The organism is Streptomyces varsoviensis (assembly GCF_000718635.1).
Taxonomy (GTDB): domain Bacteria; phylum Actinomycetota; class Actinomycetes; order Streptomycetales; family Streptomycetaceae; genus Streptomyces; species Streptomyces varsoviensis.
Map to the genome: position 1 here is coordinate 1 of NZ_JOBF01000032.1, position 16,914 is coordinate 16,914.

Annotated in this window: 12 protein-coding genes; 6 read left to right on the plus strand and 6 right to left on the minus strand. The window is 73.0% G+C overall.

Annotation, left to right across the window (positions count from 1 at the left end; all coding sequences use genetic code 11):
- Positions 1-424: 424 nt before the first annotated feature.
- Complete coding sequence (locus tag IF55_RS31880) at positions 425-874, plus strand: PTS sugar transporter subunit IIA (RefSeq protein ID WP_030893314.1); 450 nt, start codon at positions 425-427, stop codon at positions 872-874.
- 78 nt (positions 875-952) lie between these two features.
- Positions 953-2,623 carry a phosphoenolpyruvate--protein phosphotransferase gene (ptsP, locus tag IF55_RS31885; RefSeq protein WP_030893312.1) on the plus strand — a complete coding sequence of 557 codons (1,671 nt, stop codon included), beginning with the start codon at positions 953-955 and terminating at the stop codon, positions 2,621-2,623.
- 51 nt (positions 2,624-2,674) lie between these two features.
- On the opposite strand, the gene IF55_RS31890 is transcribed toward ptsP, so the two are convergent.
- Positions 2,675-3,610 carry a hypothetical protein gene (locus IF55_RS31890; protein ID WP_048832911.1) on the minus strand — a complete coding sequence of 312 codons (936 nt, stop codon included), beginning with the start codon at positions 3,608-3,610 and terminating at the stop codon, positions 2,675-2,677.
- Positions 3,611-3,744: 134 nt separating this feature from the next.
- A complete protein-coding gene (locus IF55_RS31895) occupies positions 3,745-5,808 on the minus strand; it encodes an acetoacetate--CoA ligase (RefSeq protein WP_048832913.1) in 2,064 nt (687 codons plus the stop codon).
- Positions 5,809-6,117: 309 nt separating this feature from the next.
- On the opposite strand from IF55_RS31895, the gene IF55_RS31900 reads away from it, so the two are divergent.
- From IF55_RS31900 to glpK, 4 genes are all read left to right on the plus strand, one after another.
- Complete coding sequence (locus IF55_RS31900) at positions 6,118-8,562, plus strand: TIM-barrel domain-containing protein (protein ID WP_048832925.1); 2,445 nt, start codon at positions 6,118-6,120, stop codon at positions 8,560-8,562.
- 274 nt (positions 8,563-8,836) lie between these two features.
- Entirely contained in the window at positions 8,837-9,676 is an 840-nt protein-coding gene (locus tag IF55_RS31905) for a M15 family metallopeptidase (protein WP_398245585.1), read from the plus strand.
- 282 nt (positions 9,677-9,958) lie between these two features.
- The gene (locus IF55_RS31910; RefSeq protein WP_030890536.1) at positions 9,959-10,693 is read left to right on the plus strand and encodes an MIP/aquaporin family protein; all 735 of its coding nucleotides are present in this window, start codon (positions 9,959-9,961) and stop codon (positions 10,691-10,693) included.
- 13 nt (positions 10,694-10,706) lie between these two features.
- On the plus strand, positions 10,707-12,296 hold the full coding sequence (gene glpK, locus IF55_RS31915) for a glycerol kinase GlpK (RefSeq protein ID WP_048832915.1): 1,590 nt from the start codon (positions 10,707-10,709) through the stop codon (positions 12,294-12,296).
- 63 nt (positions 12,297-12,359) lie between these two features.
- Here glpK and IF55_RS31920 read toward each other — a convergent pair whose 3' ends face one another.
- The 4 genes from IF55_RS31920 to IF55_RS31935 form a co-directional block, all read right to left on the minus strand.
- Positions 12,360-12,971: a GTP-binding protein gene (locus tag IF55_RS31920; RefSeq protein WP_030890542.1), complete on the minus strand. Its 612-nt coding sequence runs from the start codon at positions 12,969-12,971 to the stop codon at positions 12,360-12,362.
- A gap of 290 nt (positions 12,972-13,261) precedes the next feature.
- Entirely contained in the window at positions 13,262-13,675 is a 414-nt protein-coding gene (locus IF55_RS31925; protein ID WP_030890545.1) for a DUF742 domain-containing protein, read from the minus strand.
- An 8-nt stretch (positions 13,676-13,683) separates the two neighbouring features.
- On the minus strand, positions 13,684-14,121 hold the full coding sequence (locus IF55_RS31930) for a roadblock/LC7 domain-containing protein (protein ID WP_030890548.1): 438 nt from the start codon (positions 14,119-14,121) through the stop codon (positions 13,684-13,686).
- Positions 14,118-16,622 carry a sensor histidine kinase gene (locus IF55_RS31935; RefSeq protein ID WP_030890550.1) on the minus strand — a complete coding sequence of 835 codons (2,505 nt, stop codon included), beginning with the start codon at positions 16,620-16,622 and terminating at the stop codon, positions 14,118-14,120. Before IF55_RS31935 ends, IF55_RS31930 begins: the two co-directional genes overlap by 4 nt.
- Positions 16,623-16,914 lie beyond the last annotated feature (292 nt).

The window sequence follows — 16,914 nt, forward strand, 5'->3', positions numbered from 1 at the left end:
CACGCTGTTGAGTTCTCAAGGAACGGACGCTTCCTTTGTGGCCGTTTCACCGGCCGCTCCGGGCGCTTCCCTTCGGTCTTGCGTTTCCGACTCTATCAGTTCTTTTCCGCTGCTCTTACCGCTCGTTTTCCGCAGACATGCGGAAACTCAGAAGCGAATCCGAGAATTGGATCAGTATCCGATAGGTGCCGCCCTCCGATTCGCTCGCAGTTGACTGCGTGCCTCGGTCGTGGGCAGGGATACGACAGTACATGCCCCGCAGGGCCGAGGCAAATCGATTCCTCGCCCCTCCCCCGCGCCCTCCTCATGATCGGGACGATCGGAGCGGAATCAGACGTTCCTATGACTTACGCTTCTGACCAGTGCGCCGTCCGGGACAGGTAGTGACGGCGCGTGATGAATCTCCACCCCTGGGAGGCTTCCCATGACCACCGTGTCGTCCCCGCTCAATGGACGCGCCATCGGACTCGCGGCAGTGCCCGACCCGGTCTTCTCCGGCGCGATGGTGGGGCCCGGTACCGCCGTCGACCCGGTCCGTGAACCGTCCGCGGCCGTCGCGCCCGTGGACGGTGTCGTCGTCTCCCTGCACCCCCACGCGTTCGTCGTGGTGGACTCCGAGGGACACGGTGTGCTGACCCACCTCGGCATCGACACCGTCCAGCTCAATGGCGACGGCTTCGAACTGCTCGTCAACAAGGGCGACACCGTCACGCGCGGCCAGGCCGTCGTGCGCTGGAACCCGGCCGCCGTCGAAGAGGCCGGCAAGTCGCCGATCTGCCCGGTCATCGCGCTGGAGGCCACGGCCGACGCCCTCGGCGACGTCCGCGAGGAGGGCGACCTCAAGACCGGTGACACGCTCTTCACCTGGCAGTGATCCCGGAGCCGTCACCGACGGCGCGTACGACATCCACCGCGACGGCCCGAGCCGCCGCATCAATGGGAGACAGGTGAAATGGAGACAACGCTGCGAGGCGTCGGTGTGAGCCACGGTGTGGCGATCGGCGAGGTACGGCACATGGGCACGGCGGTCCTGGAGCCGCCGGCCAAGCAGATCCCCACGGACGAGGCTCCGCGCGAACAGGGGCGCGCGCGCCAGGCCGTGGAGGCGGTGTCCGCCGATCTCATCGCGCGCGGGAACCTGGCGGGCGGCGAGGCCCAGGCCGTGCTGGAGGCCCAGGCCATGATGGCCCAGGACCCCGAGCTGATGGCCGATGTCGAGCGGCGCATCGCCGTCGGCAGCACCGCGGAGCGCGCGGTGTACGACGCCTTCGCCGCGTACCGGGCGCTGCTGGCCGGGGCCGGCGAGTACCTCGCGGGCCGGGTCGCCGACCTGGACGACGTGCGGAACCGCATCGTGGCGCGGCTGCTGGGCGTGCCGATGCCGGGCGTGCCGGACAGCGACGAGCCGTACGTGCTGATCGCGCGGGACCTCGCGCCCGCCGACACCGCGCTGCTCGACCCCGCGCTCGTGCTCGGTTTCGTGACCGAGGAGGGCGGGCCGACCAGCCACAGCGCGATCCTCGCGCGCGCGCTCGGGGTGCCCGCCGTGGTGGCGCTGCCGGGTGCGGGCGAGCTCGTCGAGGGCACGGTCGTCGCGGTGGACGGCAGCACGGGTGAGATCTTCGTCGAGCCGGACGCGGCCAAGCGCGCCGAGCTGACCGGCGCCGCCGAGGCCCGTAAGGCCGCTCTCGCGGCGTCGTCCGGGCCGGGCGCCACCTCGGACGGGCACAAGGTGCCGCTGCTGGCGAACATCGGCGGTCCCGGCGATGTGAAGGCCGCGGTCGAGGCCGGCGCGGAGGGTGTCGGTCTGTTCCGTACGGAGTTTCTGTTCCTGGACGACAGCTCCAAGGCGCCGTCCGAGGAGAAGCAGGCCGAGGTCTACCGCGAGGTGCTGTCGGCGTTCCCCGAGGGCCGGGTGGTCGTGCGGGTGCTGGACGCCGGGGCGGACAAGCCGCTGGACTTCCTGACGCCGTCGGACGAGCCCAATCCGGCGCTCGGCGTGCGCGGGCTGCGCAGTCTCCTGGACCACCCCGAGGTGCTGCGCACGCAGTTGTCGGCGCTCGCCAAGGCGGCCGAGGGCCTGCCGGTCTACCTGGAGGTCATGGCCCCCATGGTGGCCGACCGGGCGGACGCCAAGGCGTTCGCGGACGCGTGCCGCGAGGCCGGGCTGCGGGCGAAGTTCGGCGCGATGGTGGAGATCCCCTCCGCCGCGCTGCGGGCCCGCTCGATCCTGCAGGAGGTGGAGTTCCTGTCGCTGGGGACCAACGACCTCGCGCAGTACACCTTCGCGGCCGACCGGCAGGTCGGCGCGGTGTCGCGGTTGCAGGACCCCTGGCAGCCCGCGCTGCTCGACCTGGTCGCCGCGTCGGCCGAGGCGGCCAAGGCCGAGGGCAAGAGCTGCGGCGTGTGCGGCGAGGCCGCGGCCGACCCGCTGCTCGCGTGCGTGCTGACGGGTCTGGGCGTCACCAGCCTGTCCATGGGCGCCGCGTCCATCGCGTACGTACGGGCCACGCTGGCCAAGCACACGCTGGCGCAGTGCGAGCGCGCCGCCGCCGCGGCCCGTGCCGTGGACTCCGCCGACGAGGCCCGGCGGGCCGCGCAGGCGGTGCTGTCCGGCGAGTGAGCCGTGAAGCGAGGGGCGTTCCACCGCGTGGTGGGGCGCCCCTCGCGCGTATCAGGGCATGTCGTCCGCCCCCGTCCCGTGCGCCCCCGTCCCGTGCGCCTCCGGGGGTCGTACGAGGTCGGGGGCCGCGAGGTATTCCACTCCGTGCTCGGGCGGTACGGGTTCGCCGGTGTCGGCGTCCGTGCAGTAGGCGGCGAAGATCTCCGCCTCGCTCAGGGGGCGCAGCCAGTCGCCGTGCAGGACCCAGCCGCGGACCCGGTCGTGGCCGTCGGGTGTGGTGGTGCGCAGGACGACGCCGCCGCGCCGGCCGGTCGCGAGGCCCGCGGCCAGCACGGTGGAGAAGACGAGGGCCTGGGTCGAATCCACGTCGGGCTCGGCGCCCGGGCGGGGTCGGGTGTGGAGCACCGCGATGAGCGGCGCGTCGTCGGCCGGGATGCTGCACACCAGGTGGTGCTCGCCGTGGCCGACGGTCTCCAGGAGCAGCCGCAGGGCGTGCGAGGCGCGGGCGAACGCCTCGTCGGCCCGCGCCTCGCCGCAGTGTTCTCGGCACTGGCCCGACCGGGAGAGCAGCCCCGACGCGTACTCCCAGGTCGCCTGCCGTTCGGCCGTCTCGATGAGGTGCGGCAGCAGTCGGTCGATGGGCTGGCCCTCGTACGGCACCGTGCCGCCGGCCGCCGCCAGGTGGGCGGTGTAGCGGGTGCGGCTGGCGGGGGCGTCGGGGTCGAGGCGGGCGTGGGCGCAGTACTCCTCGTAGCCGACGGGGTCGAAGAGGGCGACGGTGATGTGGACGCCCCGGGCGGCGAGCGTCCTCAGCAGTGCTTCCATCTGCCGCAGATAGGCGGTGTGGTCGTCGAAGGCGAAGGTCTCGTATCGGCGCATGGCCGCGAAGTCCCGCTCGTCGGCGAGAACGGCCACCGTGCTGGGCACTTCTCGGCGCAGCAGGTGCCGTGCGGTGGGCCGTTTTCCGTCATTTCCGGTGTGCGCCATGACTCCCCCTCAGCGCGAGCGATCAATGCTCACTCAGAGTAATCGGGGGCACTGACAGTGGCGCTCGGCCCAGCGCTCGGTCTCGACATCCGGCCTCGGGCCCCAGCCTCGACCTGCGGTTTCAGCGGTCGGTCTCAGCGGTCGGCCTTACGGCCCGCCCCGTCCGCACCGTCCGTTGTGTCGCCCGTGCCGGCGCGGTCGTGGGCAAGTCGCTCGTAGAAGCGCAGGAGTTCGAGGTCGTCGACGGAGCCGGGGTTGACGGCCGTCTCCAGCCGGGTGCCCTGGAGGAGCCGCTTGACGGGGACCTCGATGCGCTTGCCGGTGAGGGTGTGCGGGACGCCGGGGACCTCGATGACCTCGTCGGGGACGTGGCGCGGAGAAAGATTCTCGCGGATGGTGTTCTTGATGCGGTCGCGCAGGCTGTCATCGAGTCGGGCGCCCGGGGCGAGCTGGATGAAGAGGGGCATCCAGTAGCCGCCGTCGGGCTGTTCGACGCCGATGACGAGGGACTCGCGGATTTCGGGGAGCCGTTCGACCGCCTCGTAGATGTCGGCGGAGCCCATCCGTACGCCCTGGCGGTTGAGGGTGGAGTCGGAGCGGCCGTGGATGACGACGGAGCCGCGGGAGGTGAGGGTGATCCAGTCGCCGTGCCGCCAGGCGCCGGGGAACATCTCGAAGTAGCTGTCGCGGTAGCGGCTGCCGTCGGGGTCGTTCCAGAAGTGGATCGGCATGGAGGGCATGGGGTTGGCGATGATCAGTTCGCCGACCTCGTCGATCACGGGTTTGCCGTCGGCGTTCCACGCCTGGAGGTCGGTGCCGAGGCCGGGGGCCTGGAGTTCGCCGATGTGGACGGGGAGGGTGGGGACGGCGCCGGCGAAGCACGAGCACACGTCCGTACCGCCGCTGACGGAGGCGATCCACATGGACTCGGCGACCTCGTCGTGGATCCAGCGGAAGCCGTCGGGCGGCAGCGGTGAGCCGGTGGTGGCGACGCATTTCACGGTGGCGAGGTCGAGGTCGCGCCCGGGGTGGATGCCGGCCTTGCGGCAGGCCATGACGTAGGCGGCGGAGGTGCCGAGGAAGGTGGCGCCGGTGCGTTCGGCGACGCGCCACTGGGCGGAGATGTCGGGGTGGCCGGGGCTGCCGTCGTACAGCACGAGGGTGGCGCCGACGAGGAGGCCGGAGACGAGGAAGTTCCACATCATCCAGCCGGTGGAGGTGTACCAGAAGAAGCGGTCCCCGGGGCCGAGGTCGCAGTGCAGGCCGAGTTGTTTGAGGTGTTCGATCAGGATGCCGCCCTGGGACTGGACGATGGCCTTGGGGAGGCCGGTGGTACCGGAGGAGTAGAGGACCCACAGGGGGTGGTCGAAGGGCACGCGCTCGTAGACGGGTTCGGTGCCGGCGCTGGTGAGGGCGGACCATTCGAGGGCGCCTTCGGGGGCCGGGGTGCCGAGGAGCGGGATGTGCACGACGGCGCGGAGGGTGGGCAGTTCGCGGCGGAGTTCGGCGACGGTCTCGGTCCGGTCGTGGCGCTTGCCGCCGTAGTGGTAGCCGTCGACGGTGAACAGGACGACGGGTTCGACCTGCTGGAAGCGGTCGAGGACGCTGCGGGCGCCGAAGTCGGGGGCGCAGGAGGTCCAGACGGCGCCGACGGCGGCGGCGGCGAGGAGCGCGGTGACGGCCTGCGGGATGTTGGGGACGTAGCCGCTGACGCGGTCGCCGGGGCGTACGCCGAGGCGGCGCAGCTCGGCGGCGAGGGAGCCGACCTGGCCGCGCAGCTCGGCCCAGGTGATGGGCCGCGGCTCGTGGGTCTCGTCGACGTGCAGGAGGGCGGGGGTGTCGGCGCGGGCGGGGTCGTCGGCGGCGCGCAGGGCGTGTTCGGCGTAGTTGAGGGTGGCGCCGGGGAACCAGGAGGCGCCGGGCATGGCGGGGTCGGCGAGGACGCGTTCGTACGGGGTGGTGAAGCGGACGTCGAACCATTCGGTGGTGGCCTGCCAGAAGCGTTCCAGTTCCTGTACGGACCAGCGGTGGAGCGCGGCGTAGCTGGCGGCGGGGTCGCCGGGTACGGCGGCGGGCGCGCCGTGCCGTGCGGCGGCCCACTCCTGGAAGCGGGTGACCTGGGCGGCGGCGATGCGGTCCTCGCCGGGCTGCCACAGGGGTTCCGGCTGTGCTGTGGCGGGCTGCGGTGCGGTGGTCATCTGGCGTCTCCCGGCTGTCACGCGTCGTGGGCGTCGCCGCGCACGTGCGGGGTGTGCGCGGAACGCGGCTGTGCAGGACGATGCCACGTGATCGACTCTCGCACCAGGTCCGGGCCCTGTGACGCGGGCGGGCAGGGCGGCGCGGGGTGGGTGGTCCGGTTCGTGTGGCTGGTATCGGGGGTGCGGCTGGTGCGGCCGGTGTGTTTTTTGAGTGTGCGGTAAAGGCTGGGAGAGACGGCGGGATACCCCCGGGTGAACGCGAGTTGAACGGAGCGCGCGTCCGGTGGCGTCGGTGGCAGGGTGAGCAGCATGGATGCGCGTGACCTGGTGCGGTCGGTGAAATCAGTCGGTTCGGCACGGGGGCTGCGGTCCCTGCGTTCGGCGGTGCGGCGGCGGCGCCTGGACGCGGCGGCGCTGCCGCGGCGCGGTCCGGAGCGGGCGCGGGTGCCGGGCGCGGCGCAGGGGGCCGAGCCGCAGCCGGGCGGCGGTGTGGTGCGGTTCGCGCGGTCGTCGCTGCGGGTGCGGGTGGCGGCGGGCGGGGCGGTGTTCTGCGGCTGGGACGGCGCCGAGCCGGAGCCGTCGTACGCGCTGGCGGGGGCGTGTCCGGCGGTGGACGAGCGGGCGGTGCTGGAGCCGGATACGGACGGCGGCTGGCGGGTGCTGTCGGAGCGGGTGCTGGTGGTGGTGGACCGGCACGGCGCGGTGGAGGTGCGTACGCCGGGTGGTGTGGTGCTCCGGCGGGATCTGCCGCCGCGCTGGTGGGAGCCGGTGGACGGGCGGTGCGCCGGGCCGGGTGCGGCGGAGGCCGCGTACGTCCCGACCAAGGAAGCTGAAAAGGAAGCTGAGGGGGTCAAAGGGCCCGCGGACGCGCGGGCCGGGGCGCGTTGGGTGCAGCGCTCCGAGGTGGCGGCGGACGCGCGGTTCTTCGGGCTGGGCGGCCGGGCGGCGGGTCCCCGGCTGCGGGACGGTTCGTACCGGCTGTGGAACACCGATCCGGGCGGGTCCTTCGAGCCGGGGGACGACCCGCTGTATCTGACGATGCCGGTGCAGTTGGTGGTGGCGGACGGGGGTTCGCATCTGGTCTTCCACGACAACTCGTGGGACGGGCGGGTGTCGGTGCGGGAGGGCGTGGAGGGCGAGGGGTCGGGGCACGACCGGCCGGGCGGCTGCGAGGTGCGGATGGACGGGGGGCCGCTGCGCTACTGGGTGATGGCGGGGACGCCGGCGCGGGTGCTGCACGCGTGGACGGCGCTGACGGGCGCGCCCGCGCTGCCGCCGACGTGGGCGCTGGGGTACCACCACGCGCGCTGGGGGTTCGGGGACGCGGCCGAGGTGCGGCGGGTGGTGGCCGGGTACCGGGAGCGGGGGCTGCCGCTGTCGGCCCTCCATCTGGACATCGACCACTACCGGGGGCACCGGGTGTTCACGGTGGACGGGGAGCGGTTCCCGGATCTGCCGGGGCTGGCGGCGGAGCTGCGCGGGCAGGGGGTGCGGCTGGTGTCGATCGTCGATCCGGCGGTGAAGGCGGAGCCGGGGAACGCGGTGTACGACAGCGGCGTGGCGGTGGACGCCTTCGTGCGGGACGGGCGGGGGCGGCGGGTGCGGGGCGAGGTGTGGGCGGGCGATTCGGTCTTCCCCGATTTCACGGAGCCGAGGGTGCGCAAGTGGTGGGGCGCTCTGTACGGGGAGCGGCTGGCGCGCGGGTTCGCGGGGGTGTGGCACGACATGAACGAGCCGGTGTCGTTCGTGGCCTTCGGCGATCCGACGCTGCCGCGGTCGGCGCGGCACGCCCTGGAGGGGCGCGGCGGTGATCACCGGGAGGCGCACAACGTGTACGGGCTGGCCATGGCGCGGGCCGGTTACGAGGGGCTGTGCGAGCTGCGGCCCGCGGAGCGGCCGTTCCTGTTCTCGCGGTCGGGGTGGGCGGGGGTGCAGCGGTACGGGGGCAGTTGGTCGGGGGATGTGGCGACGGGCTGGCCGGGGCTGCGGGCGTCGCTCGCGCTGGTGCTGGGGCTGGGGCTGTGCGGGGTGCCGTATTCGGGGCCGGATGTCGGGGGTTTCACGGGGGCGCCGTCGCCGGAGTTGTTTCTGCGGTGGTTCCAACTGGGTTCGCTGCTGCCGTTCTTCCGTACGCACGCGGCGATCGACGCGGGGCGGCGGGAGCCGTGGGAGTTCGGTGCCCAGGTGCTGGAACACGCGGGGGCGGCGCTGCGGGAGCGGGCGCGGCTGCTGCCGTATTTCGTGACGCTGGCGCAGCTCGCGCACCGGACGGGCGCGCCGTACGTGCGGCCGGTGTGGTGGCGCTCGCCGCAGGACCGGGCGTTGCGCGACTGCGAGGACGCGTATCTGCTGGGTGACTCGCTGCTGGTGGCGCCGGTGCTGGAGGCGGGGGCCGAGTGGCGGGCGGTGCGGCTGCCGCGGGGGCGGTGGTACGACACGGCGACGGGCCGGGCGTACGAGGGGCCGGGGCAGGTGCTGCTGCCCGCGCCGCTGGAGCGGATTCCGGTGCTGGCGCGGGCGGGGTCGGTGGTGCCGGTGGTGGGCGCGGGGGGCGGGGTGGAGCTGGAGGTGTGGGAGCCGGCTCAGGGGCGTACGGGCGGGGGCCTGCTGATCCCGGACCCGGGGGACGGCTGGGAGCGGCCGGCGGCGGTGCGGTTCACGACGCGGTGGCGGGAGGGGCGGGTGGGGGTGGAGCGGGAGGGTGCGGCCGAGGTGGGCTATCCGGTGCGGGTGCGGCCGGTGGCGGGGCGGTAGCGGGGCGCCCGTCGTGCCCTCTTTCGCGGCGGCGTCCGGAGCTGCTAAGTGGAGGGGTCGCCGACCGCTTGGAGGGTTCATGCCAGGATTGTCCGCCGCCGTCTCGCACGTACGCGCCGTGTCCGTCACCTTCTCCCGCGTACGCGGCCGACCCGCCGCCGACCCGCCCGTACGGACCGCTGCCGCCCCCACGCCCGTACAGGACGCCCCCGCCCCCGTACGCGCTCGGCGTGCTCTCGTCCCACCCGCCTCGCCCCTCCCCCGCGCGCTCGCCCTGTCCGCCGTCGCGCTCCTCGCGCTGGCCCCGGCCGCAGCGGCGCAGGAGGCGGGCCAGGGCCTGGAGTCGAGCCAGAGGCGGGAGCCGAGCCAAGGGCGGGAGCCGGTCCCCGGGCAGGAGTCGAAGGAGCCGAAGGCGCCGAAGGAGTTCGTGGCGCTCGGCGATGTCGATCCGACGATCCTTCAGGAGATCCGCTACATCACCCCGCACAACTTCACCGGGCGCCCCGTCAAGGGCTATCGCCGGCCGGTGTGCCTGCTGACCCGGCCCGCCGCGCTGGCCCTGCACCGGGTGCAGCGCGGGCTGCTGCGCCGCGGGTACACGCTGAAGGTCTACGACTGCTACCGGCCCCAGCGCGCGGTGGCGTCCTTCGTGGCCTGGGGCAAGGACCTGTCGGATCAGCGGATGAAGCGCGAGTTCTATCCGCGGGTGGACAAGTCGCGGCTGTTCGAGGACGGCTACATCGCCGAGAAGTCGGGGCACAGCCGGGGCAGCACGATGGATCTGACGGTGGTCCGGCTGCCGGCCGTCCCGACTCGGCCGTACGTGCCCGGGGAGCGGCTCGTGCCCTGCCACGCGCCGAAGTGGCAGCGGTTCCCGGACAACTCGCTCGACATGGGGACCGGGTACGACTGCATGGACACCCTCTCGCACACCCTCGACCCGCGGGTGCGGGGGCAGCGGAAGGCCAACCGGCTGCTGCTGAAGTCCTCGATGGAGGCCGCCGGCTTCGTGAACCTGCCGCAGGAGTGGTGGCACTACACGTACCGGACGGAGCCGTTCCCCGACACGTATTTCGACTTCCCGGTCTCCTACCGGTCCGTGCACGGGCGCTGAGCGGGCGGCGGCGGGGCGGCGGCCGGCGCCGCGCCGCCGCCCTTGCGAGCGACCTTGACGCTCCGTCAGCACCGGTGAACACTGCCGGGTATCAGTCGGCACCGCCGCAGTAGGGCGTCCCCGGTGGTGCCACCGCTCCCCTGGCGAATGCCCGTTCGCGCCGATCGCCGGCGCCGGGCAGGGGGCACGGAAACCCTCGGCCGCCGGCCGCCGCCTCGATGGGGAGCAACCCCCTGCACGGAGGACCGGGACGGCGTCCCGGGCGAGGGACTGGGAGCCGCAGTGGATCAGTTCTCCAATGGCGACATCTTCATAGGCGAGATCATCGGCACCGCGGTGCTGATTCTCTTCGGCGCCGGCGTGTGCGCCGCCGTCACGCTCACCCGCTCGAAGGCCAAGGCCGCCGGCTGGGTCGTCATCGCCTTCGGCTGGGGCTTCGGCGTGCTGGCCGGCGCGTACACCGCCGGGCCGCTCTCCGGCGGGCACCTCAATCCGGCGGTGACGCTGGGCATCGCCGTCGACACCGGGCACTGGGACAAGGTGCCGGTCTATGTGGCGGGGCAGTTGGTGGGCGCGGTGCTCGGCGCGGTGCTGTGCTGGCTCGCGTACTACGCGCAGTTCGCGGCCAACGCCGAGGCGGAGAACGCGCAGCCGACGCTGGGGATCTTCTCGACCGTTCCGGAGGTCCGCAGTCCGGTGGCCAACCTGCTCACCGAGGTCATCGCGACGATGGGGCTGGTGCTGCCGGTGCTGGCCTTCGGGCTCACGAAGGGGCTCGGGCAGTCCGGCACCCAGACACTGATGGTCTCCTTCGTCGTGGTGGGCATCGGCCTCTCGCTGGGCGGGCCGACCGGCTACGCCATCAACCCGGCGCGCGACCTCGGCCCGCGCATCGCGCACGCCGTGCTGCCCATACCCAACAAGGGCACCTCCGACTGGGGGTACTCCTGGATTCCGGTGGCGGGTCCGTTGATCGGGGCGGCGCTGTCCGGTCTCATCTTCAACGCAGCCTACTGACTCGGGAGACGTCATGATCGGCACGACCGGCGCGGCCGACAAGGCCGGCACGTACACAGCCGCGATCGACCAGGGCACCACTTCCAGCCGCTGCATCGTCTTCAACCAGGACGGCGCGATCGTCGCCGTGGACCAGCGCGAGCACCGGCAGATCTTCCCCAAGCCGGGCTGGGTGGAGCACGACGCGACCGAGATCTGGTCGAAGGTGCAGGCCGTGGTGGCGGGCGCGCTCGCCAAGGCGGGGCTGCGGGCCGACGAGCTGAGCGCGGTGGGCATCACCAACCAGCGGGAGACGACGGTCCTGTGGGACCGTACGACCGGGAAGCCGGTGCACAACGCGGTCGTATGGCAGGACACGCGGACGTCCGCGCTCTGCCGGGAGCTGGGCGGCGCGGACGGCCAGGACCGGTTCCGGGCGGCCACGGGGCTGCCGCTCGCCAGCTATTTCTCGGGGCCCAAGGCGGCCTGGCTGCTGGACAACGTGCCGGGGCTGCGCCGCCGGGCGGAGCTGGGCGAGATCGCCTTCGGCACCGTGGACTCGTGGCTGATCTGGAATCTGACCGGCGGCACGGACGGCGGGGCGCACGTCACGGACGTCACCAACGCGTCGCGCACGATGCTGATGAACCTTGAGACGCTCCAGTGGGACGCGTCGGTGCTCGCCGCGATGAACCTGCCCGAGGCGATGCTGCCCGAGATCAGGTCCTCGGCGGAGGTTTACGGGACGGCGGTCGGCCCACTGGCCGGGGTGCCGGTCGCCTCGGCGCTGGGCGACCAGCAGGCCGCCGTCTTCGGGCAGACCTGCTTCGGGGTGGGCGAGGCGAAGAACACCTATGGGACGGGCTCGTTCCTGCTGCTCAACACGGGCGAGCGGCCGGTGGCGTCCAAGAGCGGGCTGCTGACGACGGTGGGCTACCGGCTGGGCGGCGACGCGGCCGTCTACTGCCTGGAGGGCTCGATCGCGATCACGGGCGCGCTGGTGCAGTGGTTCCGCGACCAGCTCGGCATCATCCGGTCCGCCGACGAGATCGAGCCACTGGCCGCGAGCGTGGCGGACAACGGCGGGGCGTACATCGTGCCGGCGTTCTCCGGGCTGTACGCGCCGTACTGGCGCTCGGACGCGCGCGGCGTGGTCACCGGTCTCACCCGGTACGTCACCAAGGCGCATCTCGCGCGCGCGGTGCTGGAGGCGACGAGTTGGCAGACGCGCGAGGTGGTCGACGCGATGTACCAGGACTCCGGGGTGCGGCTCACCTCGCTGAAGGTGGACGGCGGGATGACCGTCAACAATCTGCTGATGCAGCATCAGGCGGATGTGCTGGGGGTGCCGGTGATCCGGCCGGTCATCGCCGAGACCACGTGCCTGGGCGCGGCGTACGCGGCGGGGCTGGCCACGGGCGTCTGGCAGGACCTCGACGAGCTGCGGGCGCACTGGAGGCGCGACACGGAGTGGACGCCGCGGATGGCGGCCGATGAGCGCGAGCGGGAGTACGGCAACTGGCGCAAAGCCGTGGAGCGCAGCTTCGGCTGGCACGAGGAAGACGACATGGGCGCGGCCGCGGGGCACGAGGAGAGCACGGCGCACGAGGAGAGCGGCGGCTGACCGCCGCCGTGCCCGGGCCCGTGCCTCCGGAGGGCTCGCGAGGCGTACGGGGCCGGGCGCGGGTCAGGCGCCGGCGTGCTCGCGCTGGTTGGCGGACGTCTCCATCGCGTGCTCGACGACCGAGATCAGGACCCGCTTGGCGGATTCCCGTTCGCGCGCGTCGCAGAGCAGGACGGGCACCTCCGGGTCGAGGTCGAGGGCGTCGCGCACGGTCTCCTCGGGGTAGCGGTCCGCGCCGTCGAAGCAGTTGACGGCGACGGTGAAGGGGATGGAGCGCCGCTCGAAGTAGTCGATGGCGGCGAAGCAGTCCTGGAGCCGGCGGGTGTCGGCGAGGACGACCGCGCCGAGCGCGCCCTGCGCCAGTTCGTCCCACAGGAACCAGAAGCGGTCCTGGCCGGGGGTGCCGAAGAGGTAGAGGACCAGGTCCTCGCGGAGCGTGATGCGGCCGAAGTCCATGGCGACGGTGGTGGTGGACTTGGCCTCCACGCCGTCGGTGGAGTCGACGGGCCGGCCGGCCTCGCTGAGCAGCTCCTCGGTGCGCAGCGGGCGGATCTCGCTGACCGCGCCGACGAGCGTCGTCTTGCCGACCCCGAAGCCGCCCGCGACCAGGATCTTGAGCGTCACCGGGTCGGCCTTGGACCGCTTGCGGCTTCGGTCGGAGCGCCCGAAGACCATGAGCCTCTTCTCCTGGGTGGCGTTGGATGGTGGTGGATGTGCTGGATGGTGATGGATGTTGATGGAACGACTTACCAAGTGATCAGTATGTGGTCATCATTGGCAAGGGAACAGTACAACGTGGTCACCCGCGCTCGCACGTCAACTCCGGCCCGCCGAGGGCCGATCGCGGCCCGCGACGGCCGGGCGCACCGTACGGAACGGGGCGCCGCGGGCCGGCCCGGAAGCCCGGACGCCGTACGGGCACGGACCCGGTGACAGCGCCCGCCGACCGTACGGGCGCGGCCCGGCTACAGCGCCCGGAGGCCGTCGATCACCTCGCGGAGGATGGACTCGTCCGGGAGCTCCGCCGGGGGCACCGGCCGGGAGACCCGGACGAGTTCCGCGTCGAGCAGATCGCCGACCAGCACCCGGACCACCCCGACGGGCAGATCGAGCCCGGCGGCCAGCTCCGCGATGGACTGCGGGGCGTCGACGCTGAGTTCGATGATGTCGAGGTGTTCCGGGGACAGCGCCTGGTCCACCACGGCGTGCACGTCGCCGAAGTGCGCGTCCAGGGACTCGTCGGCGATGACGACCGCGATCAGGTCGAGCTTCGCCTCGGCCGCGCTGCGGGTACGGCCGCGCGTCATGGCGTACGGCCGTACCACAGGGCCTGCCGCGTCGTCGAACCAGTGGGCCGGGCCGCCGCCGTCCTCGGTCATGCCCGCGGTCACCCGTCGGCGGCCACGCCGGTCCGCGGAGCGGCGGCCAGGTGCGCGCCCACGCGCTTGACGAGGAGCGTCATCTCGTAGGCGACGAGCCCGACGTCGGAGTCGGCGTCGGCGAGGACGGCGAGGCAGCTCCCGTCGCCCGCCGCGGTGACGAAGAGGAACGCCTCGTCCAGCTCGACGACGGTCTGCCGGACCTTCCCGGCGTCGAAGTGCCGGCCCACGCCCTTGGCGAGGCTGTGGAAGCCGGAGGCGACGGCCGCCAGATGCTCGCCGTCCTCGCGGGTCAGCTCCTTGGACGTGCCGGTCGGCAGGCCGTCCCCGGAGAGTACGAGTGCCTTGCGGATGCTGCCGACGCGCTCGACCAACTCGTCGAGCAGCCAGTTCAGCTCGCCGGTGCTCGTGGTCGCGGTGCGTGCTGCGGCCTTCGGTGCGGTCATCGACCGTCCCCTTCAGATGTCGTTCCTGGTGCGGTGCCTGCCGCGCCGTCGGGTTCGAGGGCGTTGTGCTCCCGCCCGCGCTGCCAGCCGCGCTGGAGCGAGGCCATCCTGGCCCGCACCTCGTCGGCATCGCGCTCGGGTTCCGGATCGGCGGGGCCCGCGGCGGCGGTCCGCGCCGCGGGGTCGTTCTTGAGCTGGGGGGCGAGGCTGGCCTGCCGCACCCGCCGGGGCAGGGCGAGGGTCTTCTCGTCCCGCCGCGCGCCCGCGGCGCCGTCCTCCGCGTCCGGCGGCCGGTGATCGGCGGCGCGGGCGGCCGTGCGGCGGCGCGGCAGCGGTGCGGGGCCGTCGGGCCGGGTGGGGGCGGGGGCCTCCGCAGCCTGCTGGTGCTGTTCCGGCGCGGGCGCGGCGGCGCGGCGGCGGAACAGCGCGCCCTCCGCTTCGTCGAACGCGCCGTACACAAGTCGTTCCCCGGCCGGTCCGGCGAGCGCCGGCCGGTCCGCGTCGGGCCGTTCGGGCAGCGGCACGGGCACCTGGGCGAGCGCGGCGAGCCCGCTGCCGCCGGCCGCCGACTCGCCGGTGTCCGGTTCCCGCTCGTGTCCGGCGGCCGTACCGGCGTCGACCAGCAGCGCCTCGGGGATGAGCACGACGGCGGTGGTGCCGCCGTACGGGGAGGGCTGGAGGGAGACGCGGACGCCCTGGCGGCGGGCGAGGCGGCTGACGACGAAGAGGCCGAGCCGGTCGGTGTCGGACAACTCGAACTCGGGGGTCTCGGCGAGCCGGAGGTTCGCCTCCAACTGGGCGTCGGGGGTCATGCCGAGGCCCCGGTCGTGGATCTCCAGGGTGAAGCCGTTGGAGACCCGCTCGCCGACCACCTGGACGGCGGTGTGCGGCGGGGAGTACAGGGTGGCGTTCTCCAGGAGTTCGGCGACGAGGTGGGTGAGGTCGGCGACGGCCGGGCCGCTCACGGCGAGCCGCGCCAGCCGGCGGACCTCGATGCGCTCGTAGTCCTCGACCTCGGCGACGGCGGCCCGTACGACGTCCATGAGCGGGATCGGCTTGCGCCACTGCCGGGAGGGGGCCGCGCCGGAGAGGATGACCAGGCCCTCGGCGTGCCGCCGCATGCGGGTGGTGAGGTGGTCGAGGCGGAAGAGGTCGGCGAGTTCGTCGGTGTCCTCGGTGCGCCGCTCCATGGTGTCGAGCAGGGTGAGCTGCCGGTGCAGCAGCACCTGGCTGCGCCGGGCGAGGTTGACGAACACCTCGGAGACGCCGCGGCGCATGTCGGCCTGTTTGACGGCGGCCTCGACGGCGGCGCGCTGCAGGGTGTTGAGGGCCTGGCCGACCTGGCCGAGTTCGTCCTGCCCGTATTGGAGGCGCGGCGCCTCGGTCTCGACGTCGACGTTCTCGCCCGCGGCGAGGCGGCGCATCACGCTGGGCAGCCGGACGCCCGACACCTCGTGCGCCTCCTTGCGGACCCGGCGCAGGTCGCGGATGAGGGAGCGGCCGATGCGGGTGGAGATGACGAGGGAGACGGCGAGGGCGAGGAAGCCGAGGACGCCGGCCGCGCCGGCCTTGAGGAGGATGTCGTCGGCGATGGGCTTGACGCGGTCCTGGTAGCGGTCGGAGGCGTCGGCGCCCATGCGGCGCAGGTCCTCCAGGACCGGTCCCACGGCGGCCTCCCAGCGCTGGGAGTTGATGGTCTGGACCGCCTTGGCGGGGCCGGCGGCGAGGACGGCCTCCTCGGCCTTCTCCAGGGCGCGGGCATCGGCGCCGCGCCAGAAGTCCGCGTAGATGTTCTGGTCGGAGGCGGGCAGGACCGGCAGGTTGGTGGTGTAGAGGAGCTTGCGTTCGGCGATCCGGTCGGAGAAGGCGCGGATCTCCTGGCGGTTCATGGAGCCCGCGGCGAGCCCGGCGGCGAGCAGGGCGTCCTCGCGGGACAGGGCCTCGCGGGCGCGGGTGACGCCGACGAGGGCGCGGCCCTGCTTGTCCATGTCGGCGTCCTGGAGCGTGTTGAGGGTGCCGAGGAACGCGTAGTAGGGGTCGATGAGTTCGTTGTAGGCGCGCAGCGCGCCGTCGCGGGTGAGGGTGTTGTGCTCGACCTTGCGGCGCAGGCCGGCGAGGTCGTCGAGGCCGTCCTCGATGGTGGTGAACTGGTCGGCGGAGGCGGCGCTCATGTCGTCGCGCACCCCGTGGCCGGCGCCCGAGCGCAGGTCGACGGCGGTCTTGTCGGTGGCGCGGCGCTGGGCGCGCAGGGCTTCGAGGGCGTCGGAGCGGCGCATGTCGGCCAGGTAGACGAGGGTTTGGCGGCGTTCCTTCTGGAGGGCCTGGGCCATGTCCTCGGCGGGGTGGCCGAGTCTGCGCATCACGTCGGCCCCGGTCAGGAGCTGAGCCGCTTCCTTGCCGGTGATCACGGTGGCGAAGGCCCACAGGGCGGTCAGGGCCACCAGCGGCACCAGCAGCAGCGCCACGATCTTCCGGCGGATCGACTTCCCGCGAAAGCGCATGGCCTCCCCAACGTCAACCCCGGCGCGCGGGGGTCGTGTTCCGACAATAAGCGGCGCGAGCCTACTACTGCCGGGCGACCAACCCGAAGACGTGTACGGTCCTTGACACCGTGTGAGCAGCGGCTTTGGTGGCGAGTTGTCCGGCGATAAACGGACTTTCCGCGCCCGCTTGTGGTACATGACACCCCGTCGACGGGGTAGGAGAGCGACCTCTTCTGGCCGGAATTCCCCTCACCATGGGAACCTTTGACCATGGTTGTTCGCTCTTCCTCCCGAAGGGGTGGGAGGAATA